Origin of the sequence: Ktedonosporobacter rubrisoli (assembly GCF_004208415.1) — a bacterium.
In the GTDB taxonomy this organism is placed as follows: Bacteria; Chloroflexota; Ktedonobacteria; order Ktedonobacterales; family Ktedonobacteraceae; genus Ktedonosporobacter; species Ktedonosporobacter rubrisoli.
This window is the reverse complement of sequence record NZ_CP035758.1, coordinates 2,595,117-2,619,938: the sequence shown is the minus strand read 5'-3', so window position 1 is coordinate 2,619,938 and position 24,822 is coordinate 2,595,117. Positions and strand designations below refer to the sequence as shown.

Sequence of the window (24,822 nt, the reverse complement as noted above, 5' to 3'; positions counted from 1 at the left end):
GACTCATTCTCCTTCTGCCAGGAAATCGCGGACCAGGCGATTAAAGGTCTTTACATGCTCAAGCTGGGTCCAGTGGCCACAGTGACCAAAGACATGTAATTGCGCATTTGGCAGCGTCTGCATCAGATCCAAGCCGGTCTGCAAGGGGATCACACGATCCTCCCGCCCATGAATAATTAGCGTGGATGCCTCGATAGTCGAGAGGCGATCCTCGTAGTGGGCCAGGGCATCCACTCCCTGCTGGCGCGGCGCCGGAAACATGCTGGCAAAGGCCTCTTGCATGCCCGGACGTATGCTCGCCTGGTAGCGCAGTTCGGCCAGTTGATCGCTTACCAGCGCGCGGTTATACGCAAAAATATCGAGCAGGCGGCGCATATTAGCGACGCTTGGCGTATAGCCCCAGGTCGTATTAAGCCCTTCAGTCAAGGGAAAGCGCACGCCCATTGCCCCCATCAGCACCAGGCGCTCCACTTTCTCCGGGTGCGATATTGCAGCAGCCAGGGCTACGGCTGAGCCCATCGAATTGCCGACAAGGTGCGCTTTCTGTATTCCAACTGCCTGCATAAAGCTGAATAAGTGCTCGGTCCACAGGTCCAGGTTATAGAGGTTCCGTTCCGGCAATTGGGTATAGCCAAAGCCCAACTGATCATAGGCAAAGACATGCAAGCGCTCAGCAAGGGCCGGGATAGCAAAGCGCCAGTTGGCCCAGGCAGAGACACCCGGCCCGGAGCCATGAATGAGGATAACAGGTGCACCACTTCCCGCCTCATGATAGTTAGTCATGACACCCGCGGCAAGAATACTTTTGCCAATTTCTGGGGTTGCCTGTGGATTTTCAGTGGTCATGATTTTGGCTTTTCCTTTCTATAGCCCAACGACTCAGAAACACAGTGCGCAGCTTTCAGAATAATGCCCATGTAGGTATCTTGCTTAGGATAAAAACGATAGGCCGGCACAGAGATACTCATGGCGGCAAGCACATGTCCATCCTGATCATAGATTGGTGCAGCAACGCAGCATAACCCCACGGCAACCTCCTCGTGATCAAAAGCGTATCCATGCTTGCGTACCTCCTCCAATTCTTGGGCCAGGCGCTCAAACGAGGTGATTGTGTGTGGAGTAAAGGGTTTGAGCTCCTGCTCCTCCAGCATGCTCGTCACTTCATGCCAGCTTCGCTGGGCCAGCAATACTTTTCCGACTCCGCTACAGTGTGGCGGCAATCTCCCACCGATCTGCGAAAGGAGAATCTGGACGGCCGGTGTTCCCTGCAATTTTTCGACGTAGAGCACCTGCCCCTTATCCAGCACGGCTAGATGGGACGTCTCTCCCCAACGCTCGACCAACTCACGCATGACCTGGCGCGCCTCTATGCAAAAATCAGTATTATCGAGGAGAACCTGGCTCAGGTGAAAGAGACGCCAGCCCAGGCGATAGCGGCCCACTTCAGTGCGCGCGAGCAGGCCCTGCGTAGCCAGGCTAGCCATGATTTCGCTAGTCGTCGATTTGGGAATGGCCAGGGTCTGAGAGATCTCGCTCACTCCCCACTCAGGATGTTTGAAGGAAAAAAGATCAAGGACATGGCCAACTTTCTCCATCATATAGCGCATCGCCATGGCTCCTTCCTGTTCTTCGTCGAATAGAGGGCTTCTTTATTACAACCAGGGACAAGATCGATTTACGCTGCTCAAAGGTGGGAGATTTGACAGGAAGCTTGCTTTCCCATCAAGGCCATTCTGGTATCAGAATACCACGCCCACGTAAATTACCGCTAGCCAGATCCTGAAAAGCCTCTCTGGCTGCGGCGAGCGGATAGAAGGTTGTGTGCAGCTTTACTTTACCCTGCGCGGTAAGCGTCATCAGTTCCACCAGATCATTGTATGTGCCTACCAGGTTGCCAATAAAATTAATCTCCGTGGCAATCATGTCGCTGGTAGGGACCTGCAATTTGCCCCCATAACCAACCATATAGTAGTTGCCCGCACGCCGAAGCATGGCAACGCCATCGGCAAGAGCGCTACCCTCACCGACAAAATCTATAATCGCCTCGGCCCCTTGTCCGGCCGTGATCTCTTTTACTTTTGCTACCTGGTTGCCAGAGGTATACACTGTATAATCTGCGCCCCAGCCTTTGGCCAGTTCAAGCGCTTCCGGCACGCGATCGACGACGATGATTTCGGCCGGGGTTAAGGCCTTGAGGCATTGAATACCGATATGGCCCAGACCACCAGCCCCTATCACTACTACTTTTGCGCCCGGATAGAGCTGAGGTACGGCTTTTTTAATGGCATGATAGGCTGTCAGCCCGGCATCGGCCAGGGCGGCAATATCTTGCGGGGCAAAAGTAGGCTCTAGCTTCACAACGGCTCGGGCGCTCGTTTTCAGCAACTGTGCCATGCCACCATCTACCGACATGCCAGAAAATTCAGCGCGGGAGCAGTGCATATCATTGCCGGCGCGACAAGCTCGACAAAAGCCGCAGCTCATCTGGGGATGCACGATTACTGTATCGCCCACGGCGACATTGCTTACGGCGGACCCGATCTCATGCACCCAGCCGGCATTCTCGTGCCCCAGGATGTAGGGTAAGCTTACGCCCGAGCTCTCCTTGAAATTTCCCTCCATGATGTGCAAATCGGTGCGGCACAGTCCGGCTCCTCCCACGCGCACGATCACATCATACTGGCTCGTGATTCCAGGTTCGGCCACCTCTTCAAGTAGCGGCATTTCTCCATAGTGATGCAAACGTACAGCTTTCATATGTAGTCCTCGATATTCAATTCTTCTGGTCCACTAAAGTGCGAGCCGGGCAAGCCCCAGCGCCGAAAGAATTCGCCGGTAGCACGACAGAGCTCTACATTAGCATTTCGCCCGGCCTGGATCAAGGCTCTACTGCGCCGCCTGGCCCGCGCTATGCTCTGAGCCGACAGGCAGCTACCATCCGCGCGCGTGAGCAGCAGTCTGTCGGGCTCAAGCTCTGCTCCCGGGAGCGCAGATTGAGCCAGGTAGGCCAAAAGAGCCTGCCGGGCCTGAAAGGTCAAGAAGGTGATGCGTGGCTCCCGTTTGCCGCGCCGCGGGGTATACTGCACGGCTAGCGGCTCGGCTGCCAGGTCGGCCATAAGCTCACCATTTTGAGCTAACGAACCAAGATCGCCTACACGCAGGCGTAACAGCTCGGCCAGGTGCAGCCCGCTCCCAATCAGGGCCAGCAGGATAACAGCCTCTACCCCTGGCTGCTCGCTAACCGGCGGCCCGCTTGCCGCTACTTTCCCGGCCAGAGGGCGCCAGGGCACGGCGATCCCATTCAGGCTAAACCAGAGCTTTACGCCGCGGGCCAGAGTGGCAACCTGGCTCTCGCTATAAGCAGAGAGGGCCGCAGCAAAGGCTGCCAGGGCCTGGCTTGCTACCTGCGGATCTTGCAACGCCTGTTCGCACAAAGCCTCAAGGTCGCGCTGGCCTGTCATAGTCTGAAAGCGCGCAAGGCTGGCCACGGCGGTACGTGCCCAGAGCGGGTTATGGCAGCGCTGCACGAGAATAGCAGCCATTCTTTGTACTGAGGGGAAAGCGAGGAGCGCGCTTTCGTGACGGCCAGCAAGCAGATGTGTGGTATTCATTTGCGCCCCCTGGCATTGATTAGCTCCTGAATTTTGTCGCCAAGGAAATGATCGCGCAACACAACTTCGCAGGAGGTGACGCCGGGCACAGCCTCCACGCGCCGCCTGAGCTCGCGGCCAATGCTAGTAGCGAAACGAGAAGGGCAGAGAGGGCTGGTCAGGTGAAAATGTACAACTACCCGACTGCCAAAAATCTCTACCTCATCCAACAGGCCCATCTCAGCCAGGGAGCGGCGAATCTCCGGGTCACGCGTTGAGCCAGCCGCAGCGCGTACGGCCTGCGCATCGATTGTCATCAGGCTACCTCCTCTTTCCCTTGTGCAAACTCGGGATGCTCTGCCGCATAGGCCCGCTTGCGCTGCGCGATCTCGTCATTTTCGATGGCCTTGAGCTTGCTTTCGATATCGATGCCGTAAAGCCTGGCAATATTACCACCGATAATCTTTTGCTTGATCTCATCGGTCAGATCAACGCCATATTCCTCTTTCAGATCGTCAGGGAGCTGAAAGGCCATAAAGCCATCGAGCTGCCAGTGTGGATACCAGATCGGGAAGTCGGTCCCATATATAATGCGCTCCGGGCCAAGCCAGAAGAGCAGATTGGCCATAATCTCCGCAAAGTAGCGCGGACGCTTATGCACAAAAGCTAAAGCCAGGGCCAAAGAGCCATAGACGTTGGGGCAACTCGCACCAATCCAGCAAAAATCGTCAAGCCTGGGCAAGCCAACATGATCAATAATGAAGTTCAATTCGGGATAGAGGCAGGCAGGCTCATCTATATCGCGCACATCGAATCGTGCAAGGGAAAGCGGCTCGACGCCCGGCCCTTTATGGAAATGCATGTTCTTGATGCCAAGTTCCAGGCATTTCTCATAGAGTGGAAAAACCATGGGATCGTTAGCGCTCCAGCCGCGCGACTGGCCACGCCACTCGGCAGTATACCACTTAAAGCCCCTCACGCCGCACTCTTTAACCTGGCGCTCTATCTCCTGCACGCCGTTGGGGATGCGTGGATCAACGGCTCCCAGGGAGATGATGCGCTCGGGCGCCAGGTCGCGCAAGATCATATTGCGTTCTGCCGAGCAAAAGCCCTTGTAGTAAAAGTCCTTTAAAACTTGGGTAGAGAGAATGGACATATCCGCATCACCCTTGATAAAAATCTCGCTGAGATACCAATCAGGGTCAACCTTGCGGAACACACTCTCATACTGCATTGTCCACTTACTCTCGGGAGGATTGAGGGCATTGTGGATACCGTAAAACGATTCGATAAAGACATCGCCAAAGCGGTTCTTGCAATTCTCTTTACTGGCGTCCCAGAATCCAGTGTGGGCATCAAATACAAATGCGCCATTTTTCATTGATAGGTCCTTTCATTGTTCGCTAAGCGTGGTCTGGTCCGAGTATTGAGGGCTATTTCAGGAGTCTGGCAAGAGGCGCAGCGCCTTCCAAGCCAGGAAGGCAAGGTAACACACGGAAGGCTGTGGCGCCCGGCAGGCAAGTTTTCACTTTCAGCGCGTGAAGCATGAAGATGTCTTAAGGCGGCTCGCCTGTATTCATCACCTCTAGAATCGTATGGGCATCAAGCCGAGGTGGTTCTAAAGTTGCGCAGATGCGTCCGCTATAAAAGACGAAGACGCGATCGCAGACCGTGGCTAACTCCTGTGGATCTGTCGAGGCCAGCACCTGTACCACCCCGCGCTGCGCCAGGCCATGCATCAGGGCATAAATCTCAGCTTTAGCGCCCACATCAATGCCGCGCGTCGGATCATCAAGCAGCAGTACGGAAGGATCGGCCTCCAACCACTTGGCAAAGACAACTTTTTGCTGGTTACCACCCGACAAAAATCTCACTTCCTGATCGACCGAAGGGGTGCTTATACCCAGACGGGCCACGTGCTCACGGGCGCGGGCGCGCAACTGGTCGGCCCGCAACAGCCAGCCCGCGCGCCGCAGGGCTACCGCGCGCACCTGCGCCACGTTATCCCATACCGACTTATCAAGCATCAGGCCTATGCGCTGCCGATCGCCCGGGACTAGCGCTATTCCCTGCTTAACAGCCTCACGCTGGTTGGGCCTCACCTCAACCCCGCTGGGATGCCACACGTGCCCACTAACTGGCCGCAATAATCCGGCCGTGACTGCCAGCACATCGCGATGCCCCGAACCGCTGAGCCCGGCTACGCCGATGATCGCCCCCGCAGGTGCTTCCAGGGTTACCTCTTGCAGTCGTCCCGGGATGCTCACATGCTCGAAACGCAACGCTCTGCTTTCCGGCATTGCTTTTCTTGCCGAAGAAGCTAGATAAGAGGTTGTGGAAGCAGCCTTATCGCCAAGCATAGCCGCCACAATCTCTTCTATCTTTAGCTGTGCTACCGGAATAGCATCAAGCACGCGCTCGCCATCGCGCAAGACAGTCACCTCATCGCACAAGCTCAAAACATCTTCCAGCACATGGGAGACGTATACAACGGCGACCTTGCGTTGACGCAAGGTGCGCAACACGCCATGCAACAACTCAGTCTGACGGGCGTGCAAGGCCGACGTGGGCTCGTCAAGGATCAAGACGCGGGGATGGACCATCAGGGCGCGAGCAATTTCGAGCAACTGACGCTGCTCCAGGGAAAGCGTCTCAACCAGAGCTCGCAGATCAAGGTCAAGGCCAAGCTCATGCAAAATAGGTCTGGCCTGCGCTATCATCTGTTTACGCGCAACAAAGGGACCTCGGCGGAGCTCGCGCATAGGAAACAGGTTTGCCAGCACATCAAGATCTGGAAAGAGATTCAGCTCTTGTGAGACGACCGCGATGCCCCGCCGAGCGGCTTCAGCAGTGCTGGCAAAGTGGACCGGCTGGCCCTCCAGGCACAAGGTCCCCATATCGGGAGAAGTGGCCCCGGCAAGGATCTTGACAAGGGTAGATTTGCCTGCGCCATTTTCGCCGACCAGGGCGTGAACCGAACCTGCGCGCACACGAAAGTCTACTCCCTTGAGGGCACTGATTCCGCCATATGATTTGTAGATTCCCTCCGCTTCAAGCATGTTATGAGAGCCTGCCATAAATTGCCCTTTCTGGAAATGCTGCCCGCATCGGTTATGCTAACGCTGCCCTCTAAGCCACTGGCAATACATCTGTTAAAGGTCCAGATGTGGGACCCCGCAGTCCATCAGGATTTGAAGCCCCGCAACATGTCCCATTAGCACGCTTCCCTACTTGGCCTGATCCAGGGGCTTGATCTGGGCTGACGGATTGGCAAATTGCTTATCAATGATTGGCTGGTAGAATTTGCCCTTTGTGTCGAGCGACTGCTGACGCTTGATGATATCCTGGACATTATCCTGCGTGATGAGCAATGAGCCAGTATTCCACCACCCGGTCGGAATAGCCTTTCCCTGCAAGGCATGCTCGATCAGCAAACGCATAGCAACATAGCCCTTCAAGAAATGTTCAGGATCGAGGATGGCATAGTTCACCCCATTAGCCACAGCCTGCAAGCCGACCGGATTGAGATCAAAGGCTGCCGTGAGATATTTGCCATGATTGGCTTGCTTAAGGCGTGCCAACGAAGCATTATCGGCATCTCCTACACCCAGATAGGCCACAGCGTCGGGATGGGCTTTGATCAGATTGTTCCAGGCATCAAAGTTCTGCTGCGGCTCCTGCTTTGAATCGAAGGGACCAAGAACCTGCAGATCGGGGCGTGCCTGTTTGAAGGCCTGCTTCATACCATCCGAGCGATAGACAAGAACCGGCACGCCGGGCGTATCAATGCCAATAATTACGCTCCCTTTAGCATCCTTGGGCAGGCGCTGAATCGCGGCATCAGCAAGCATGGCCCCGGCTCCAACATTATCATTGCCGACATAGGTTGTGATATTCGTGCCAGCTACCGGAACCGTATCCACGGCAATAATGGGAATGCCGGCGCGCACAGCGTCAGCCTCGGGACGTGCGAAGAGATCAGGGGCAAGCGTCTCGACGGCAATACCATCGCGTGAGGTTCTTGTGAGATCCTGGAAGAGCTTCACTGCGGCCTGATCATCGATATTGGGGGGCGCAACAATCTGTGCCTTCACATGATACTGATTCGCTGCGTACTGCGCCCCGGCCGCCATCTCAGAGGCAAAATTCAAGCTACTTGTCTCGGTCACGAAACCAAGATGGATATCGGCAGGATTTTTACCTCCCGAGGTAGAACCGGTACCAGGAGTAGACGTCGCGCCACCGCTACAAGCCGCCAGAATTAAGAGTGAGAATATCATCATAGTGCTGCATAAAGCCGTAAGTAGTCCGGGTCGCATATGTTTCGGCCGCATAGGTTCCTCCTGTGGAAGATGCTTTTACTACCCATGTTCATGCACCGGCCTCGCGGCGGTGTCGCCTCTTCTTCGCTTCAGGACATGCAGGATGAATCACAAATTGGTGGTGCGCCTCGTTCGGCCCCAGCGCAACAGGCTATCAAGCGAAACCGCCAGTAAGATTACAGCGCCGGTCGCAAAGGCGGTCCAATTGATGGGAACGTTGAAATAAGCCAGGCCGCTACTCACAATACCAAGCAGGATCGCGCCAAGGGCGGCCCCAATCAGGGTTGCCTTGCCACCATGCAACGAAGTGCCTCCAATTACTGCCGCAGCGATCGCCAGCAGTTCGTAGCCGGTCCCTAGATTAGGATCGGACGAGCCAAAATAGCCGAGCGAGAGGATTCCTGCCAGCCCTCCCAGGGCTCCCATAAGGATGAAGACAAGCAATTGAATCGAAAGAACAGGCAAGCCGCTGAAGATGGCCGCGTCGGGATTGGAGCCGATAGAGCGAACACGATAGCCGAAAGGTGTCATTCGCAATACAATACTGAGGATCGCCACAACTAAAATCATTACCCAGACATTTGTAGGAATACCAAGAAAATGGGCGCCAATAAGTTCTGCAAACGGGTCTGTCAGGCTCAGGCCAATCACTTGCTTGCCGTCGCTCAAGGCAAAGATGAGCCCACGAAAGATAGACATTGTGGCAAGGGTTGCGACGATTGAAGGCAGCCGGAACCATTGAATGACAAGACCATTGATCAATCCAAGCAGCGCCCCAATCATCAGCCCACCAAGCGCACCGAGCCAGGAGGGCATCCCTGCATGCATAAGCATAGCCGCACACAGCGAGGTGAGCCCATAGATTGAGCCAACCGATAAGTCAAGTTCGCGCATGGCCAGCATGAAAGCCATGCCGCAGGCCAGCACAGCTACAAAGGTGGCTTGATTGAGAATATCTAGCAGTTGACCTACAGCCAGAAATTCCGGGTGGATCACGCCTATACCCAGCACGAGGGCCACAGTCGCAATAAGCACACCGATGTAGTCCTGCGCAGCAACTACCCGCAGGGAAGTACGCAGAGTCGGGAAGGCTCCTTTCTCGCTCCTGGCTTCAGGCAAACGAGCGCTGCCATATGTTCCATTACGTAGGAGGGCTTCATCTGATCCGGCTAACGTTGCCCTCTGGGAATTGTGGGCTGCAGAAACGGATGATACATCCGCGGACTCTTGGGGGTATGACTCATGAGATTCTTGTGTTTCTGCCATGATTTGTCCCTTCTCGTACTCCTAGCAGGGAGTTGCTGGAACCTTTTTCATACGCCATTCCTGCCCATTGGCTCAAGAACCTTTTGAGGTTTATAACATGCAATATAAATCGCTGTCAATTCTCCTGTTCGGCATTCTCGAACAAGGCACTTGTCTCTGAGAAGAAGGCCACATATACTCAAAAACAACAGCAAATCAGAAAGTTTGCAAACTGTAGCTGCCGCCTGCTCGTGTATACTCTTTAAGAAGGGTGAGAAAACCATGGAAGTGAAGCATCCGGTCAGTAGCAAAGTGAAGGTTGCTATCATTGGCTCCGGCAATATCGGTAGCGATCTGATGTACAAGCTTCTCAAGCAACCAGGACACATGGAATTGGTACTCTTGACAGGCATTGATCCAAACTCCGATGGGCTGGCGCGTGCTCGCGCGCTAGGCCTACGTACCAGCACTGAGGGTATTCAGGCCGTAATTGATGATCCCGAAATCAAGATAGTCTTTGATGCTACCAGTGCCAGGGCTCACGTTCGGCATGCAAAGGCTCTGCAGGAGGCCGCAAAGATCGCAATCGATCTGACGCCAGCAGCCCGTGGTCCCTACGTCGTGCCCCCGGCCAACCTTGAGGAACATCTGGATAAGCGTAACGTGAATATGGTTACCTGCGGCGGTCAGGCTACAGTTCCGCTGGTCTACGCGCTCAGCAGCGTTATGCCCTTGCTCTACGCCGAAATGGTCAGCACGGTTGCCAGTCTCTCGGCAGGCCCCGGCACACGCCAGAACATCGACGAGTTTACCGAGACGACAGCCAGATCGCTGGAGGTTATCGGCAAGGCCAAACGGGGCAAGGCGATTATCATTCTCAATCCTGCCGATCCACCAATTATGATGCGCAACACAGTCTATGCCATTCCGGAAGGAGATTTCGCTGAAGACACGGCTATAGAAGCTGTCGAGCAGATGGTAGCCAGGGTTCAAACCTATGTGCCAGGCTACCATCTCAAGAATCGACCAGTGGTTGATACGCTGGACACGCCCTGGGGCAGACGTCAAGTCTTAACTATGCTACTTGAAGTTGAGGGAGCCGGCGATTATTTACCACGGCACGCGGGCAACCTTGATATCATGACAGCTTCGGCTCGTCGCGTCGGCGAGATGTTTGCGCAACGCTTGCTTGGCATGCAGCAGGAGGTAGAAGCATGAAGGCACCACGCATCACCGATACCAGTCTACGCGATGGATCGCATCCTATGCGCCACCAGTTCAGCAGCACGCAAGTTCAGGCTGTGGCCCTGGCGCTCGATGAGGCAGGAGTGCCGGTAATTGAGGTAACGCATGGTGATGGTTTGGCCGGCTCTTCGCTTCAATATGGTTTCTCTGCTACTTCTGAAATGGAGTTGATTGCGGCGGCTAGAGTCGTGTGTCGCCAGGCAAGAATCGCGGTCCTGCTCATTCCAGGCATCGGGACGCTCAAAGAACTTGAGCAAGCGCAGGAATGCGGGGCCCAGATTGTGCGCATCGCGACGCAATGCACTGAGGCCGATATTTCTCAGGAACATTTCGAGTTTGCCAAGAAGCTTGGAATGGAGGCTGTCGGGTTTCTTATGATGGCGCATATGCGCTCACCAGAGCTCCTGGTGCAGCAGGCGAGGATTATGGAGGCTGCGGGAGCCGATTGCGTCTACGTTGTAGATTCGGCCGGGGCAATGTTGCCCAAAGATGCCCACGAGAGGGTTAAGGCTCTCAAGGAGGCGCTGGGCATTGAGGTAGGCTTCCATGCACACAATAATCTTGGTGTGGCAATAGGCAATAGCCTGGCGGCCCTGGAGGCCGGAGCCGATCAGCTCGATGGCTGCTTACGCGGCCTGGGCGCTGGTGCGGGCAATGCTCCCACTGAATTATTGGCTGCGGTCCTTGACAAGATGAGTCTTAATCCGGGGCTCAACATCTATAAGCTCATGGATGCCGCAGAATATGTGATTGCGCCAATGATGCCCTATCAGCCGCTACCCAGCCGCGATGCTATCACCATTGGCTACGCCGGGGTCTACTCCACCTTTTTATTGCATGCCCAACGAGCCGGGGAGCGCTACGGCATCGATCCACGGATTATTCTTACCGAGCTGGGCCGCCGCCAGGCCGTAGCCGGACAGGAAGACTGGATTCTCGATGTAGCGCTTGAACTGGCTCGTGGGTCTCTCCCCACTTAGAGAGGGACAGGAGCAGAAAGGATCGAAAAGCAATGAGTTTGCCTAGCAAGCCTCCATATACCGTAAGAGATGCAACGCTGGCGCTGCTGCGTTCATTTGGCATGACCACTATCTTCGGCAATCCGGGCTCGACGGAGCTGCCGCTTTTCAAGCATTGGCCCGCCGATTTTCGCTATATCCTTGCTCTGCAGGAGTCTTCGGTGGTGGCAATGGCCGATGGCTATGCGCATGCCACGCGCAATGCTGCCTTTGTCAATCTGCATTCTGCTATCGGTCTGGGCCATGGATTGGGCAGCGTTTTTAGCGCCTACCGCAATCAAACGCCGCTGGTGATTACTGCGGGACAGCAAACGCGGGCGATGCTGCTGACCGAGCCCTACCTGTGGGCCAGCGATGCTCCCGAATTTCCGCGACCTTATGTAAAATGGAGTTGCGAGCCAGCGCGCGCTCAGGATGTTCCCGCGGCGATTGCGCGAGCTTATTATCTGGCCATGCAAAAGCCCTGCGGCCCGACTTTTGTCTCTATTCCTGCCGACGATTGGGAGCGCGAGGCCGAGCCGGTCACGCCACGTCAGGTAAGTACTGAGTTTGCCCCCGATCCGCTCGCCCTACAACACGTCGCTGATGCACTTAACCGCAGCCAGCATCCGGCTTTGATTGTTGGTCCAAGCGTAGATCGCGATGGAGCTTGGGATGCGGTTGTAACCCTGGCGGAACGCACGCGGGCCGCTGTGTGGGCCAGCCCAATGTCTCACCGGGCCAGCTTCCCCGAAGATCATCAGCTCTTCGTGGGCTTCTTGCCCCCGGTCCGACAGCTCATAGAGCAGAAGCTCGCCGACTATGATGTAGTTGTGGTGCTCGGCGCGCCTATCTTCACCTACCATGTGCATACAGAAGGCCCCTTTGCCCCAGAGGGCGTGGAAGTCTTTCAATTGATCGACGATCCGCAAGCCGCTTCCTGGTCGGTAGTGGGCAGCAGCCTGCTTACGACCCTAAAGTTGGGAGTGGAGCAACTGCTTGAGCTGGTAATGAGCTCGGCCCGCCCGGCTCCTCAAGCCCGGCATTTAGCTGTGCCGCCGGCCACGCACCCTATGTCCGGCGAGTTTGTTATGCATACGGTCTCACAGATCATGCCTCAGGATGCCATCATTGTCGAAGAAGCTCCTTCCCACCGCAATGCCCTGCATGACTATCTGCCGATCCGCAAACCTGATAGCTTCTATACAGCAGCCAGCGGCGGTCTGGGCTATAGCCTACCGGCCTCTGTCGGCATTGCCCTCGCCAATCCGGGACGGCACATTATCTGCCTGCTTGGTGATGGATCGAGCATGTATTCGGTGCAGGCTCTCTGGACTGCGGCGCAACACCAATTGCCCATCAGCTTTGTGATATTCAACAATCAGGAGTACGCGGCCCTGAAATCATTCAGCAAGATGCTTGATACGCCCGGGCTACCCGGCGTCGATCTGCCAGGCATTGACTTTGAGTCCATCGCCCGCGGCTATGGCTGTATGGCTTGCCGGGTAGAGAAGGCTGAGGAGTTAGCCGAAGCGCTAACAGACTCTTTCAAGCGGAAAGGACCCGTCCTCCTCAACGTCCTTGTCGATCCGGCCGTGCCTCAGCTTTACTGAGTTTATGGCCGGGGAGCTCAGGCCTTATGATGACCTGAGCTCTCGCCAGGAACTTACCGGTCGCTTGCTCAGCGCTTATTCTGGCTTCCAGAAAATGCAAACCAGGAGTCGAATTTACGAGCAAGCTTTCGCTCAGGCTAGCCTTTTTCTCTTCCCTATCGTCCCGGCGATGGATAAGCAATAGCATATTCTCCACTCGTATACTGTATATAGGGGACGGATGCGTCCGTTCGGGCAATCCCAGTATGGCAACTGACCTGTTACGACATCGGCGGAAAGATGTTTTTGGGCCCTGGAGCACAAAAAGAGCATTCTGCCGAAACTGAGTTCATAGAAGACAGGAGAGAAGCATGGACGAGATTGCTGGTAAACTTGAAGAAAATGTCAGCGGAAAACGGGCCTCTATTACTCAGGTAGCGATCGCCAGTTTGATCGGAACCATGATCGAATGGTACGATTTCTATCTGTACGGAACTGCTTCCGCCCTCATCTTCAATAAACTCTTCTTTCCCACTTTTTCCCCGCTCGCCGGGACGCTGGCGGCCTTTGCCACCTTCTGGGTTGGCTTTGGGGCCAGGCCGATAGGTGGTATCGTCTTTGGACATTTTGGCGATAGAATCGGGCGTAAATCGATGCTGGTTCTGACGCTGCTCCTCATGGGCGGCGCAACCTTTCTGATTGGTGTAATGCCCACATATCCGGTCATAGGAGTCTGGGCGCCTTTCCTCCTGGTCATTCTCCGCTTCGTGCAGGGCTTTGCCGTGGGTGGCGAATGGGGAGGAGCAGTTTTGATAGCTACCGAACATTCGCCAAAGTCCTGGCGCGGCTTCTTTGGTAGCTGGCCGCAGGCCGGAGCCCCCGCCGGGCTATTGCTGGCTACGGCGATGTTCACCTTAACGACTCTGTTTTTGACGCCACAGCAATTTGAGCTTTTCGGTTGGCGTATCCCATTTCTGCTGAGCTTCCTATTGATCATCATAGGCATCGTCATTCGCCTGAAAGTTCAGGAAACCCCTGACTTTATGCAGGTCAAGGAGAGGCACGCCGAGGCCCACATGCCGGTCATCGAAGTATTTCGGACGAGCGGCAAATACGTTGCCCTGGCGGCCGGTGCATTTTTAGCTGATGTTACGGGCTTTTACCTTTTCTCCACCTTTGTGCTCTCCTACGGCACTACGCAGCTAGGAATGCCAAGGCTGACCATTCTTAACGCTACGCTGATCGCTTCGGCCTTCTTCTTCTTTGCGATTCCTGCCGCGGCCGCGCTCTCCGATCTATGGGGACGCAAACCCGTTTATATGGCCGGCATCATTTGCACGGCGGCAACCGTCTTTCCCTTCTTCTGGCTCTTTGAAACGCGCTCGCCGCTCCTGGTTATCCTGGCGATATGTCTCTCACAGATCGGCCTGGCCCTAATGCACGGCCCCAGGCGGCGCTCTTTAGCGAGCTATTTGGAACACGCGTACGCTACAGCGGCATCTCGCTGGGCTATCAACTGGGCTCTGTCCTGGGCGGAGGCCTGACGCCATTTATCGCTACTGCGCTCTTCTCGCTGGCTCATACATCATGGCCGATCTCGCTCTATCTCATAGGGATGGCGCTGATTAGCTTGCTCTCCGTAGCCTTAATGCGTGAAACCCATCAGCGTACGGCTCCCGCCGCGCAGTAAGGAATACAGGACAGATTAGCTAAAAACATAAGTACTGCCTCGTTTCTTGTGCAGCTTGTGGGCTTGCATTGTGCAAGAAACGCTTCGGGCCAACACCACGAGAAGGCACGACCTCAACTTAATGATCGTGTCTTCTCCCCTACTCTTTGATCAGGCAATTAGCTTAAGGAGCAGGCGGGATGCTTTGGGCGAAGTGGAAGAAGTTAGTAGGGTCGTAGAGAGCTTTGATATGTTGGAGGCGCGGGAGATTGGAACCGTAGTAGGCATGCTGCCAATCTGGAAGCTTGGGGTCAATGTAATTCTGATAGGCTTCGCCGCTAGCATAGGGGCGCATTTGTTGCCAGGAATTGGCCAGCCAGGAGAGATTCGCCTCAACCACTGAAGCGGGATCACCTGTATTCCAATTTGCCGTGTATTGGATGCAGAAGAGCGCTTTGCGATGCACAAAGGCAGTAGCATCCGCAGGTACACGATTAAGGGCTCCTCCATAGGCATCAAGCGCAATACCGCCTCCAATTGTGGGCGCTTGCTGGCTCTGCTCAATGGTCTTAAGCATGGCCTCAATACCAGCGCTGGACAGGCGGTTGTTAAAGAAATCGGACTTAGCGCTGTAAGCCAAACGTTCGACTTTGCCCCCTGGATGCTGGTCAGGGAGATAGCATTCGTCAAGGCTCTTACAATCGGCCTCATAGAGCATGGCATCGAGCAGGCCAGCGCTCCATACTTTGTTCACCGTAGGCGCTGAGCCAATCCGCGTGGTAACTTGCTCAAGTAAGGTGTTGAGAGACGCCTTATCGCCAATGTAGAGGCCTATGAGCCGTACATGTGGATCTTCGTTGCTCTCGCCAGTTGTAGCAAGCTGACAGTTCGAAACGAGCTCGTCCGGCGCCTGCGGAGCCCAGGACTGCCAGGCATCAACTACCGTTGGGGCAAGTTTCCAGGGCCAGCCAAGAGTGAAGAGCGATAATGTTGAAGGAACTTGATGCACCTGGAAGGTGAACGAAGTGACGACTCCAAAGTTACCGCCGCCACCTCCACGCAAAGCCCAGAAGAGATCGGGATAGTGTTTGGCATCACAGGTCAGCAAGCGACCATCGGCCAGGACAATCTGTGCAGCAAGCATATTATCGCAGGTCAGGCCAAACTTGCGGCCGAGGAAGCCGATGCCACCTCCTTGAGCCAGGCCGGCAATCCCCACCGTTGGGCATGAGCCGGAAGGAAGGGCCAGGCCAGAACGAGCGAGGGTTGCATACACGTCGATCAAGCGCGCACCTGCTCCGATGGTAGCGGTTCTGGCTGCTGTGTCTACTTTTATCTCGTTCATGCGCTTAACGTCAAGCACCAGGCCGGTACTTGTCGAATAGCCAGCATATGAGTGACCGCCGGAACGAGGCACGAGCGGAATCTTAACATGCCTGGCAAAGGCCAGGCTGGTCTGTACATCCTCTGGCGAGGCACAATAGGCAATAGCGGCTGGCTTGATATTATCAAAACGTGGGTCGAAAAGCTGATGTGCGGTAGTATAACGAGGATTATCAGGTAAAATCAGTTCTCCTTGCAGGCTTTTGGCCAGCTCCGACCAGTTGGTCGGTACAGGAATTGTTTTGTTGGTAGAGTTGGTCGCAGGAAGCGCGCTCGATGTTCCGGGCATACAGGCAGCTAGCGGCTCTGCCAGCACGGTTGCAGCGCAAAGAGAAAGAAACTTACGGCGACCTATTCCTTCTGATATTTTCATGAGCCTCTATTCTATCCTGAAACTTTACAGTCATTCTAACTGAAATGGCTCCCTGGTCAGCCACTTCATGATCTCCTTTTCAACTGAAGCGGCTCACAGGCCAGCCACCTCATGATCTCCATTGTACCAGAAGCACGCAAAATGAATATTAGTCCGTTCGCTCCTGCTCTCCAACTTAAAACTTTTCAAGCCCAAAACAGGCAGGTATGAGCCTCTCTTCGTTATAGAAATTATTGATGGAAAAGTAATAAATGTATCGATATGGCTAATATGAAAACAAATTTCCCGACTGCTCAAAGCCGGGTGGCAGATAAAACCAGAGCTTCAAAGATGAGCCCGAACGGACCCTTATCTATGCAGTTCGGGATTAAAGGGCGCAGCGTCAGCCGCAATTCCTTCGAGCAAACGCTTCAAGCCAAAGCTGAACATTTCCTCGGCAGGACGCTCTTCGCCTTCAACAATCGCCCGCGCCAGATTTGGATAGCGCCCACTAGCAATAACATGCTCCCGTATGTAGGGGCCAGCTTGTTGTTGCCATTCATGTTCGCTAAGCCCTGTCCGACGTTGCACCTCAGCTTCCCCTATTTCCTCAAGCACAAAGCCGGCAACGTAGGCATTGAGCATCGTTAGAATGCTCATGCTGGTCGCCGTATCAAAGCCAAGCTGATTGAATATTCCCAGCAGATAATCGGTCCGCTTGAGTGAATTGGGTCCCAGAACCGCACGATGACCAATGGTAGAAGCGAGCCAGGAGTGACGAAGCATCATTGCACGCGTCTGGATAATAACCTCCTGCAAATAGTAACGCCAATCTGCTGAAATCGGCTGCGGCAGCGGCACTTCACCATAGACAGCATCGATCATCAGTTCCAGCAGATCTTCTTTGCGCTCGATGTACCAGTAAAGAGCCATCGCACTTACTTCAAGTTGGGCGGCGATCCGTCGAATAGAAATGGCCTCAATGCCCTCTTCATCTGCCAGAGCCAGGGCCACACGAACAATCTGCTCTCGATTGAGCGCCGGGCGCTCGCGTCTGGGGCGCTCCGGCCGTTCCCAGATCAGGCTCTGCGTCCGCTCAGTGGTGGGCACATCTGCCGAATCGCGGTTGACTTTTTTTCTCATACATAATAGTATAATTATTATACAGTGTATAGTTCAATGTACTTTGTAAGATTTTTAAGAGGAGATTTCTACGATGGCTCAGCCAACTTTTCCGCGTATTGCTATTATCGGTGCTGGCCCTGGCGGCTTAACGCTCGCCCGTCTGCTACAAATACAAGGTTACACCCCAACAATCTTTGAGAAAGAAGCGTACCCTAACGAGAGATCTCAGGGCGGATCATTGGATCTACATCCCGATACTGGCCAGCTCGCCGTGCATAGGGCCGGGCTTGATAAGCAGTTTCAGGCCATCGCGCGTTACCAGGACGAGGGGCTTCGTATCCTCGATAAGCAAGGAACAATCCTCCTGGAGGATAAAGAAGACGCGGAGCGATGGCATCCCGAGGTTGACCGCATCGAACTGCGCGCCATGCTCCTTACATCCCTTACTCCGAACAGCGTTCAGTGGGGAAAAGCATTGAGCAGCGTACAGCCCACTGGCGACGGTACACATACGCTCCTGTTTGAGGATGGACAAAGCGAGGTATTTGATCTGGTTGTTGGCGCGGATGGAGCCTGGTCGCGTGTCAGACCTCTTCTATCTGCCGCCTCGCCAGAATATGTCGGACAGTCTTCTATCGAACTGGAAATTGACGATGTTGACAGACAATATCCCCATATTGCACGACTTATGGGCCGCGGCACTATATTAGCGGTGTCTGGCCTTAAGGGCCTCGTCGCCCAGCGCAATGCGCATGGGCATATTCGGGTCTATGTGACCCTGGGAGTTAAAGAGGAAGAAATTGCCGCTTTAGGCATAGACGTCGCCCAACCAGCGCGGACCCGCGCACAATTGATCGCCCTGTTTCCCGACTGGAATCCCGACTTGCTTGAGCTTATTCGGGTCTGCAACGACAACATGGTAATCAGGTCAACATATATGCTACCAATTGGTCATAGCTGGGATACCCATCCAGGGGTCACGCTGATTGGAGATGCAGCACATCTGATGGCTCCAACCGGGGGCCAGGGAGTCAACCAGGCGATGCGCGATGCCGTTGAGTTAGCTGAAGCGCTCGGGAAATGTTCCACGCTGGAGGAGGCAATACAGATGTACGAGCAAAGCATGTTTGTGCGAGCCAGATGGGCTGCCGAACTTACCGCCGAAGGACTCGATAAGATTATAAGTGAGGATGCGCCAGCCAGTACCCTGGCCTTCTTCCGTAAATTCATTAAGGAATGAGTGGGCCATTGGTCCAATATTCTACGGAGGCGTGCGGACTTCACAACGCACGCCTCCCTTTCCAGGCAACCCCACAAGAGATAACCGGAAACACTAATAGTTTCTTTCTGTTCCCCAAGCCATCATTTCGCCAGCGACGATAATAAGTTTAGCAGATGGTCACCCTCAGCAATGCCCCATCAGAGTGATGTAGGCTGCCCAGCCTATCTCAGTCATTAAACAATTAAAGCCGGAGCTTCAGGAGACTTCATTGCTTGCCTGCATTACTACAGAAGAGCAGGGCAGGCCAAGAAAGTCGCAATAGCGTTTGACCACCTTGCTGATTTCCTCATCCTTAACCTGAAGAAGCGTAAAAGGCTGGAAGAGGACCTCATTTGTCTTTTTTTGCGCTCGTCGTCTCCATGTGCCAACAATCTGACCAGCGACCACAACGGCAGGCTGGAATATTCCATTGTTGCCAGGAACGATTCTCTGGGCATATTCTGCGGCAAGCACGGCGCTGCGATCCCTATAGCCCAGTAGATATTCATCGAAACCGGGCAGAAGATGGATAATGGAGGCTGCATTTGCATTCTGGCTCAAGGTATCTCTGGCCATCCAATATTCCTGCTCAGAGATCTTTTCCCTGATCAGCCCAGCCTTGATCGCTTCAAGGCCCTGCCTGGCCTCAGTGAGCGTCAGACCAGTCCACCAGGCAAAATCCCGCACCGTGGCAGGCCCACGGCTCACAAAGTAGCGCTCGGCGAGCACGGCTAAGGCCTCCTCCCGCGACAGCTCACGCCTCGCAGGCACCCACTCGTTGAGCAGCACGAAGGTTTGCTCTTTCTCCTCAATTGGTCCAAAACAAATCAGACCTGACTGAGCCATGTACCACAAAAGATGGTAACCGCGCTGCCCACGGGTGCTGATGCCCGCATCTTCCAGCAGTTTCATCATTGCCGAGCGGGTTAAGCGCTTGCCGCCTTGTAATCCATGCAGAAAAAGCTCTTTAGAGCGTGCGAGGATTGCCGCATCAAGTTCGAGCTGCTCCTGCCTGCGTTTATCCGCAGCCAGCACGCGCTGAGCCGTCAGTTGCAGCATCCAGCCGGCATCTTCAGCCGGCACAAAATGGATTGTACCCCGCTGTGGCCAGGTTCGCAGAATCTTGCGCTCCGCGATTGCCTGTTCGATATCGGTCACCGTCGCCTTTTGTGTGCGCAAGCCAATCGCCCACAAGGCCTGCCGGTAATCCTGGGCTTGAAGCGCACCCAGCCAGCGCACTACTTCCTCGGGCCGCTGGAATTTCTCACCGTCGATCCGCTGACCGCATACTCTCAGCTGAGCAATATCCATATTTATTCGTCCTTCTTTATAAAGAATGTCAGCAGCGCGTTGGCGAAAAGCTCTGGCTCCTCAAGCGCGGCAAAGTGGCCACCCCGCGGCATCTTCTCATATCGCACCACATTGAGAGTACGCTCAGCCCATTCCTGTGGAAATTGAAGCTCACGCGGGAAGAGGGAGATACCGGCAGGCACTTCGCTTTTAGCTTCCAACTCCTGGTTCTCTTCATTAGCATACAGTGACCAAGCAATTAATACATACATACGAACAGACGAGCTAGCAGTTCGAGTGAGCCAATGGATCATGATGTTAGTGAGCAATTCATCCCTACCGCCAAAGGCCTCTTCGACTCTCTCACCATCTGCCTGAGACTTTATCATACTGATGATCCAGGCCGCCAGTCCAACGGGTGAATCAGTGAGCGAATAAGCAATAGTTTGTGGCCTGGTAGATTGCATCTGCAAGTATGCGCCCTCGCTCATCCCCCAACGTTGCGTATCCAAGGCAAACTGTTGCTCAGCCGCGCTTAGGCTAGAAATGTCCTCGCGCCCAGTTGGATAGCCTACATCGGTCAGATGGATAGCTTCCACAGCTTCAGGATAGCGCACGGCAAGAGCCTTCACGATATAACTGCCGATATCGCCCCCTTGAGCGACAAAGCTTTGATAGCCAAGCGTCTCACGCATAAGTTTGGCAAATAGATCGGCAACTGCCATCGGGGTAGCGGTCTTGCGCTGCGAAAATCCAAAGCCAGGGATCGAAGGAACAACTATATCAAAAGCATCGCTCAACAGAGGAAGCACTTTATGGAAACGATAAAAGCTATCAGGCCATCCATGCACCAGGAGGAGAGGCTTTGCATGTGGATGTGGGCTTTTTATATAGACAAAATGTATGCTCGTGCCGTCGATAGTGGTTACGAATTGCGGCCACGCATTTAGTTTTGTTTCTTGAGCGCGCCAATCATATGTCTTTTGCCAGTAATCCACAAGTTCTCTCATGTAGCTGAGACTTGTCCCCATACTCCATCCCGCGCTTTCCTCTTCATCGGGCCAGCGAGTATTTTTTAGCCGCGCCATGAAATCATCAAGCTCAGTCTGCGGAAAGGCGATTTTAAATGGTTGGATGTTCATCTCTTAACCTCTTCTTTGCTTCTTCTTGCTGTTCAGACAGACATAGTGTACACTGGTTTCGCTGACATCTTCTGTCATGCAAACCTGAAAATAGAGAAGCCAAGGTACAATCGTGCGTGCAGATCGTCTGGTAGCCATAGTCCTACACTTACAAACGCGAAAGAAAATGACAGCCATGGCGCTGGCTAGAGAGCTAGAAGTTTCCACACGTACTATCTTACGCGATGTGGAAGCGCTCTCTATCGCCGGAGTTCCTATTTATGCTACTGGTGGCCGTGGCGGGGGAATCGCGCTTGATGAGCACTATCGTGTGACTCTTAGCGGATTAAAAGAGGCTGAGGCCCAGGCTTTTTTGCTCTCCAGCAATCTGCAATTACTGAGAGAGATCGGGCTGGGTGATGCAGCTGAAAATGCCTTTCTTAAGGTCGCGGCTGCCGTGCCTACACACTATCACGAAGCGCTCTCATTTATGCGCCAGCGTATCTACATCGACCCGATCTGGTGGTGGCACGATGTAGAGCCACCACCATTTTTAAGAGACATCCAGCAAGCCGTCTACGAATCCCGCTGGATATCTGCTGTCTACGAGCATTGGAATGGCGGTTGTGTGGAACAGCTCCTTGAGCCATATAGCCTGGTGGCTAAGTCGAGTGCCTGGTATCTGGTTGCTCGACGTGAGGGAGCCTTGCGCACATATCGTCTCTCACGCTTTCACGCTATTACACTCCTGGATACTCATTTTATCAGAACCGCGGACTTTGATCTACCGACATACTGGCAGCAACATATCCAGGAATTCAGCGCAATCACTTCTGTCTACAGCTTTACCCTGCGTTTTCACGAAAGTTGCTTGCCCCTGGTGAGGAGATTGTTACCGGGCCGCTCCACTATTTTTGGGCCGGCAGACGGAGATGGATGCATGAACGCGCATTTCAACGTGGAGTCTATAGACCAGGCCAAAATGCTGGTGTTTGGCCTGGGAGGGCAAGTAGAGGTCATTGAACCGCCAGAATTACAGGCAGCCGTGCTTCATACTGCCTATGACCTTATTTACAGCTCATCAAAATCAGGCGAGAAGCGCAAAGAGTCCAGCTTCAAGGACGAGGAACACTTGTAAGCGAGCGCAAAGCAGATAAAAGATGCCGAGTTCCTCATCCCTCACTATCTGCTTTACAATATCACCCCAAACTTAAGCGATTGCCCGCACAGTCCCTTTAATTTGCTCGCGACTATTGCGCCTTTAACCGGCCCGAATAATTGCAGCTTATAAGTTTGCCCTAGCCGCAAAGCGTGGGCGGCCGACCCTATCCGGCACTATGAGAGACGTTATGCTGAATGCGACGCGCTACCCAGGCCAGGAAGCCGGCCATAGCCAAGGCCAGCACGCTAAGAGCTACCCGCTCGGCCAGGGTATGAGCGATATATAACCAGCCGGAAAGCGTATGGCAGGCCAAAGCTCCCCCAGCCAGAGCTAGAAGATGGAGATCATTCCAGCCCCGCATCTCCGACCAGCACTTTACCAGCCAGGCGATTCCTATACTCAGGGCAGCCGTACCCAACACGAGAAGCAGCACCAGCGGCCAGTGAGCAAATGCCGGTTGAATACGTCCAAGAGCCAGGGCATCATGCCAGATGAACCCGACGACGCCAATCACCAGCAGGACTATCCAGGGGCTCGGGGCACGACTCTCACGCATTCGTCTCGCTGTCTTCCTAGGCAGCACGCCCAACGCGATGACCACAAGCGCGATAATAATCAATGCAGTCAGGCCAAGGAGGATGGGAGATGCATCGTAGCCTGCGGCAAAGGAGGTACGCGCAACAAGCCAGAGCAGCCCAACGCCAAAAGCGTAGAAAACGCCGGTAACGATAAGGCCAAAGCGCCCCAGATAGGGCTCGTTACGTTGGGCAGGAAATAACAGGTCCGTAAGCAGAATCGGCACCCCTGCGCTCCAGACGGCATGGACAATGATCACCAATTCGGTAAAGATTCCGTTGATACCCAGAAAGCGCGCACCATAATCAGCGGCATGGTAGAGAGAGGGATTGAACAGGCTCTGCGAAACAAGACCTTCCTCCACAAAGCCATAAGCAGCGCCCAGGAGCAAAATGCTCGCCCAGCCATGGCCACTACGGCGCACCAGTTCGCGAATGAGCAGCGCCCCCGCACCATAGAGCGGCAGATAGATAGGCAGTAAAAAAGCTAGAGCAATAGGCTGATCCAGTGGCGTTGAGCCTCCAAGTAACTCCGCCACCAACGGCGCCATCACAATAAGCACAAATGCGGGCAAACGCCGGCGCATAAGACATTCTCCTTTAAATCCGACATCTTGCCGAGATAGAACATTTTCCATCCCAACTATGCATTACTTTACAAATCTACGGAGAGTCTAGCGCAAGGCAGAGAAGGTCACATCCTCCTGACGGGTGGTTCCACGGGTAGTCCTATCGAAGGTTTGTATGGAGTAAGCTCAGGTATCGAGGAGATGCAGACGGTGCGCCATCTCGCTGGCTTGCAGGCGATTGCTCACACCCAGTTTGCGATAGAGATGCTTTACATGGTCCTTGACAGTGTTGATCGTGATCACAAGCTCGTGCGCAATCTCCTGGTTAGTATTTCCAGCCACGAGCAAACGTAAGACACGCTGTTCTTGTAGAGAGAGAGGTCGTACAAGTAGATCGGTAGAAGAAGCCGGCTTAATAGCACGCTGCTGTTCCTCGCGCAAAGCGGACGCGCGTAAGATGCGCTGGGCATAAGAGCGCAATTCGGCGTTATCAAGCACCGGCACCATCCGGCGCAGCAGATGTAGCAAGGCCTTCCCCTCAGCAAGAAAGATACGCGTCAAACCTGCGGGAAGGGCGAGTTGGAGCGCCTGCCACAGTTGCTCTCTGGCCTGGCGCTCCTGCTGACAGGAGATATGGGCCAGGGCCAGCAAGATGTGGATCTCCACAGCAAGACGCCATTCGCCAGGCGCGGGTTGCAGGTGCTCCAGCTCATGCAAGGCCTCGTAAGATTTGTTCTGGATAAGTAAGAGACGCCCCCGCACAAGCTGAGCCGCTGTTTGTTTCTGAAGAGCCGGCGTTGCGAGAATTTGTTGCCCCATTCGTACATCACCGGTTTTCAGCGCCAGGCGCGCCGAAAAAAGCAGCGCATCAGTAAGCCTTTGGGCTGCCTCGGGCCTACTCGCCGTTTGCAGACGTGCCACGAGTCTGGCAAGCTGCTGTTGGGCCTGAGTAATCTGCCCGCGCGCCTCGGCAATCTGCACGAGCTGCAAAGCAGCATCACTATGCAGGTTCGCTAACTCCTCTGCGGCCAGCGCAAGGGCTTCGCTGGCTTGCTGCTCACACAGGGTTAGCTCATTCCAGGCAAAATGTATGCCCGCCAGACCCAGTAAGGCTCTGACCGTGATCTCACGATCCTCGTGCTGGCGCGCCTGAGAAAGCGCTTGCCGATAGTATTCATGGGCCTGGTATAGTTCACCCAGAACATAGTTACATGCGCCCAGCAGCACCAATAGGCCCGGTGTAAGATGCGCATAGTTCGCTCGCTGCAGTATGCGTACGCATCCAGGAAGGAGGTACGCGCATCCGCAAAGCGGCCTTCATAC

21 protein-coding genes are annotated in these 24,822 nt (G+C 54.5%); 6 read left to right on the top strand and 15 right to left on the bottom strand.

All coding sequences use genetic code 11. The annotated features are described in order from the left end of the window. Window positions 1–3 precede the first annotated feature (3 nt). From EPA93_RS11995 to EPA93_RS11955, 9 genes are all read right to left on the bottom strand, one after another. Window positions 4–846, bottom strand: a complete 843-nt coding sequence (locus EPA93_RS11995; RefSeq protein ID WP_129887699.1) for an alpha/beta fold hydrolase — start codon at window positions 844–846, stop codon at window positions 4–6. Further along, complete coding sequence (locus tag EPA93_RS11990; RefSeq protein ID WP_129887697.1) at window positions 843–1,607, bottom strand: IclR family transcriptional regulator; 765 nt, start codon at window positions 1,605–1,607, stop codon at window positions 843–845. The genes EPA93_RS11995 and EPA93_RS11990 overlap by 4 nt, the downstream gene beginning before the upstream one ends. 115 nt (window positions 1,608–1,722) lie before the next feature. Beyond that, a complete protein-coding gene (locus EPA93_RS11985) occupies window positions 1,723–2,757 on the bottom strand; it encodes an NAD(P)-dependent alcohol dehydrogenase (RefSeq protein ID WP_129887695.1) in 1,035 nt (344 codons plus the stop codon). Then, entirely contained in the window at window positions 2,754–3,611 is an 858-nt protein-coding gene (locus EPA93_RS11980) for a hypothetical protein (RefSeq protein WP_129887693.1), read from the bottom strand. Before EPA93_RS11980 ends, EPA93_RS11985 begins: the two co-directional genes overlap by 4 nt. After that, window positions 3,608–3,907 (bottom strand): metal-sulfur cluster assembly factor, encoded by a 300-nt coding sequence (locus EPA93_RS11975; protein WP_129887691.1) that lies wholly within the window; start codon window positions 3,905–3,907, stop codon window positions 3,608–3,610. Before EPA93_RS11975 ends, EPA93_RS11980 begins: the two co-directional genes overlap by 4 nt. Next, a complete protein-coding gene (locus EPA93_RS11970; protein ID WP_129887689.1) occupies window positions 3,907–4,971 on the bottom strand; it encodes an amidohydrolase family protein in 1,065 nt (354 codons plus the stop codon). Before EPA93_RS11970 ends, EPA93_RS11975 begins: the two co-directional genes overlap by 1 nt. Before the next feature lie 175 nt (window positions 4,972–5,146). Then, complete coding sequence (locus EPA93_RS11965; protein ID WP_207229515.1) at window positions 5,147–6,667, bottom strand: sugar ABC transporter ATP-binding protein; 1,521 nt, start codon at window positions 6,665–6,667, stop codon at window positions 5,147–5,149. 150 nt (window positions 6,668–6,817) lie between these two features. Then, window positions 6,818–7,924, bottom strand: a complete 1,107-nt coding sequence (locus EPA93_RS11960) for a sugar ABC transporter substrate-binding protein (RefSeq protein WP_129887687.1) — start codon at window positions 7,922–7,924, stop codon at window positions 6,818–6,820. Between the two features lie 96 nt (window positions 7,925–8,020). After that, on the bottom strand, window positions 8,021–9,178 hold the full coding sequence (locus tag EPA93_RS11955; protein WP_129887685.1) for an ABC transporter permease: 1,158 nt from the start codon (window positions 9,176–9,178) through the stop codon (window positions 8,021–8,023). 261 nt (window positions 9,179–9,439) lie between these two features. Between EPA93_RS11955 and EPA93_RS11950 the strand changes: the two genes are divergently transcribed. The 4 genes from EPA93_RS11950 (at window position 9,440) to EPA93_RS11935 (ending at window position 14,536) form a co-directional block, all read left to right on the top strand. Then, entirely contained in the window at window positions 9,440–10,375 is a 936-nt protein-coding gene (locus EPA93_RS11950) for an acetaldehyde dehydrogenase (acetylating) (protein ID WP_129887683.1), read from the top strand. Further along, window positions 10,372–11,382, top strand: a complete 1,011-nt coding sequence (gene dmpG, locus EPA93_RS11945; protein ID WP_129887681.1) for a 4-hydroxy-2-oxovalerate aldolase — start codon at window positions 10,372–10,374, stop codon at window positions 11,380–11,382. Before EPA93_RS11950 ends, dmpG begins: the two co-directional genes overlap by 4 nt. Before the next feature lie 32 nt (window positions 11,383–11,414). After that, on the top strand, window positions 11,415–13,013 hold the full coding sequence (gene mdlC, locus EPA93_RS11940) for a benzoylformate decarboxylase (protein ID WP_129887679.1): 1,599 nt from the start codon (window positions 11,415–11,417) through the stop codon (window positions 13,011–13,013). A gap of 350 nt (window positions 13,014–13,363) precedes the next feature. After that, window positions 13,364–14,536: an MFS transporter gene (locus tag EPA93_RS11935; RefSeq protein ID WP_207229514.1), complete on the top strand. Its 1,173-nt coding sequence runs from the start codon at window positions 13,364–13,366 to the stop codon at window positions 14,534–14,536. A gap of 309 nt (window positions 14,537–14,845) precedes the next feature. Here the strand turns inward: EPA93_RS11935 and EPA93_RS11930 are convergent, their stop codons facing one another. Next, entirely contained in the window at window positions 14,846–16,417 is a 1,572-nt protein-coding gene (locus EPA93_RS11930; RefSeq protein WP_129887677.1) for an FAD-binding oxidoreductase, read from the bottom strand. Window positions 16,418–16,765: 348 nt separating this feature from the next. After that, window positions 16,766–17,539, bottom strand: a complete 774-nt coding sequence (locus tag EPA93_RS11925) for a TetR/AcrR family transcriptional regulator (RefSeq protein ID WP_129887675.1) — start codon at window positions 17,537–17,539, stop codon at window positions 16,766–16,768. Between the two features lie 73 nt (window positions 17,540–17,612). On the opposite strand from EPA93_RS11925, the gene EPA93_RS11920 reads away from it, so the two are divergent. Continuing rightward, window positions 17,613–18,761 (top strand): FAD-dependent oxidoreductase, encoded by a 1,149-nt coding sequence (locus tag EPA93_RS11920; protein ID WP_129887673.1) that lies wholly within the window; start codon window positions 17,613–17,615, stop codon window positions 18,759–18,761. 237 nt (window positions 18,762–18,998) lie between these two features. On the opposite strand, the gene EPA93_RS11915 is transcribed toward EPA93_RS11920, so the two are convergent. Both EPA93_RS11915 and EPA93_RS11910 read right to left on the bottom strand, forming a co-directional pair. Further along, window positions 18,999–20,093, bottom strand: a complete 1,095-nt coding sequence (locus EPA93_RS11915) for a winged helix DNA-binding domain-containing protein (protein ID WP_129887671.1) — start codon at window positions 20,091–20,093, stop codon at window positions 18,999–19,001. 2 nt (window positions 20,094–20,095) lie between these two features. Further along, the gene (locus EPA93_RS11910; RefSeq protein ID WP_129887669.1) at window positions 20,096–21,214 is read right to left on the bottom strand and encodes an epoxide hydrolase family protein; all 1,119 of its coding nucleotides are present in this window, start codon (window positions 21,212–21,214) and stop codon (window positions 20,096–20,098) included. A 112-nt stretch (window positions 21,215–21,326) separates the two neighbouring features. Between EPA93_RS11910 and EPA93_RS11905 the strand changes: the two genes are divergently transcribed. Further along, window positions 21,327–22,331 carry a helix-turn-helix transcriptional regulator gene (locus EPA93_RS11905; protein ID WP_129887667.1) on the top strand — a complete coding sequence of 335 codons (1,005 nt, stop codon included), beginning with the start codon at window positions 21,327–21,329 and terminating at the stop codon, window positions 22,329–22,331. A gap of 187 nt (window positions 22,332–22,518) precedes the next feature. Here the strand turns inward: EPA93_RS11905 and EPA93_RS11900 are convergent, their stop codons facing one another. Together EPA93_RS11900 and EPA93_RS49035 are read right to left on the bottom strand one after the other, a co-directional pair. Continuing rightward, window positions 22,519–23,517 carry a DUF1129 domain-containing protein gene (locus tag EPA93_RS11900; RefSeq protein ID WP_129887665.1) on the bottom strand — a complete coding sequence of 333 codons (999 nt, stop codon included), beginning with the start codon at window positions 23,515–23,517 and terminating at the stop codon, window positions 22,519–22,521. 168 nt (window positions 23,518–23,685) lie between these two features. Continuing rightward, a complete protein-coding gene (locus EPA93_RS49035; protein ID WP_242527389.1) occupies window positions 23,686–24,726 on the bottom strand; it encodes a LuxR C-terminal-related transcriptional regulator in 1,041 nt (346 codons plus the stop codon). Window positions 24,727–24,822 lie beyond the last annotated feature (96 nt).

What these genes read in the sequence shown, in the direction of transcription:
- EPA93_RS11935 (WP_207229514.1), top strand. Translation starts at nt 13,364, where the DNA reads ATGGACGAGATTGCTGGTAAACTTGAAGAAAATGTCAGCGGAAAACGG.
- EPA93_RS11920 (WP_129887673.1), top strand. Translation starts at nt 17,613, where the DNA reads ATGGCTCAGCCAACTTTTCCGCGTATTGCTATTATCGGTGCTGGCCCT.
- EPA93_RS11960 (WP_129887687.1), bottom strand. Translation starts at nt 7,924, where the DNA reads ATGCGGCCGAAACATATGCGACCCGGACTACTTACGGCTTTATGCAGC.
- EPA93_RS11970 (WP_129887689.1), bottom strand. Translation starts at nt 4,971, where the DNA reads ATGAAAAATGGCGCATTTGTATTTGATGCCCACACTGGATTCTGGGAC.
- EPA93_RS11975 (WP_129887691.1), bottom strand. Translation starts at nt 3,907, where the DNA reads ATGACAATCGATGCGCAGGCCGTACGCGCTGCGGCTGGCTCAACGCGT.
- EPA93_RS11950 (WP_129887683.1), top strand. Translation starts at nt 9,440, where the DNA reads ATGGAAGTGAAGCATCCGGTCAGTAGCAAAGTGAAGGTTGCTATCATT.
- EPA93_RS11900 (WP_129887665.1), bottom strand. Translation starts at nt 23,517, where the DNA reads ATGCGCCGGCGTTTGCCCGCATTTGTGCTTATTGTGATGGCGCCGTTG.
- EPA93_RS11910 (WP_129887669.1), bottom strand. Translation starts at nt 21,214, where the DNA reads ATGAACATCCAACCATTTAAAATCGCCTTTCCGCAGACTGAGCTTGAT.
- EPA93_RS11995 (WP_129887699.1), bottom strand. Translation starts at nt 846, where the DNA reads ATGACCACTGAAAATCCACAGGCAACCCCAGAAATTGGCAAAAGTATT.
- EPA93_RS11955 (WP_129887685.1), bottom strand. Translation starts at nt 9,178, where the DNA reads ATGGCAGAAACACAAGAATCTCATGAGTCATACCCCCAAGAGTCCGCG.
- dmpG (WP_129887681.1), top strand. Translation starts at nt 10,372, where the DNA reads ATGAAGGCACCACGCATCACCGATACCAGTCTACGCGATGGATCGCAT.
- EPA93_RS11965 (WP_207229515.1), bottom strand. Translation starts at nt 6,667, where the DNA reads ATGGCAGGCTCTCATAACATGCTTGAAGCGGAGGGAATCTACAAATCA.
- EPA93_RS11915 (WP_129887671.1), bottom strand. Translation starts at nt 20,093, where the DNA reads ATGGATATTGCTCAGCTGAGAGTATGCGGTCAGCGGATCGACGGTGAG.
- EPA93_RS11980 (WP_129887693.1), bottom strand. Translation starts at nt 3,611, where the DNA reads ATGAATACCACACATCTGCTTGCTGGCCGTCACGAAAGCGCGCTCCTC.
- EPA93_RS11925 (WP_129887675.1), bottom strand. Translation starts at nt 17,539, where the DNA reads ATGAGAAAAAAAGTCAACCGCGATTCGGCAGATGTGCCCACCACTGAG.
- EPA93_RS11930 (WP_129887677.1), bottom strand. Translation starts at nt 16,417, where the DNA reads ATGAAAATATCAGAAGGAATAGGTCGCCGTAAGTTTCTTTCTCTTTGC.
- EPA93_RS11990 (WP_129887697.1), bottom strand. Translation starts at nt 1,607, where the DNA reads ATGCGCTATATGATGGAGAAAGTTGGCCATGTCCTTGATCTTTTTTCC.
- mdlC (WP_129887679.1), top strand. Translation starts at nt 11,415, where the DNA reads ATGAGTTTGCCTAGCAAGCCTCCATATACCGTAAGAGATGCAACGCTG.
- EPA93_RS11985 (WP_129887695.1), bottom strand. Translation starts at nt 2,757, where the DNA reads ATGAAAGCTGTACGTTTGCATCACTATGGAGAAATGCCGCTACTTGAA.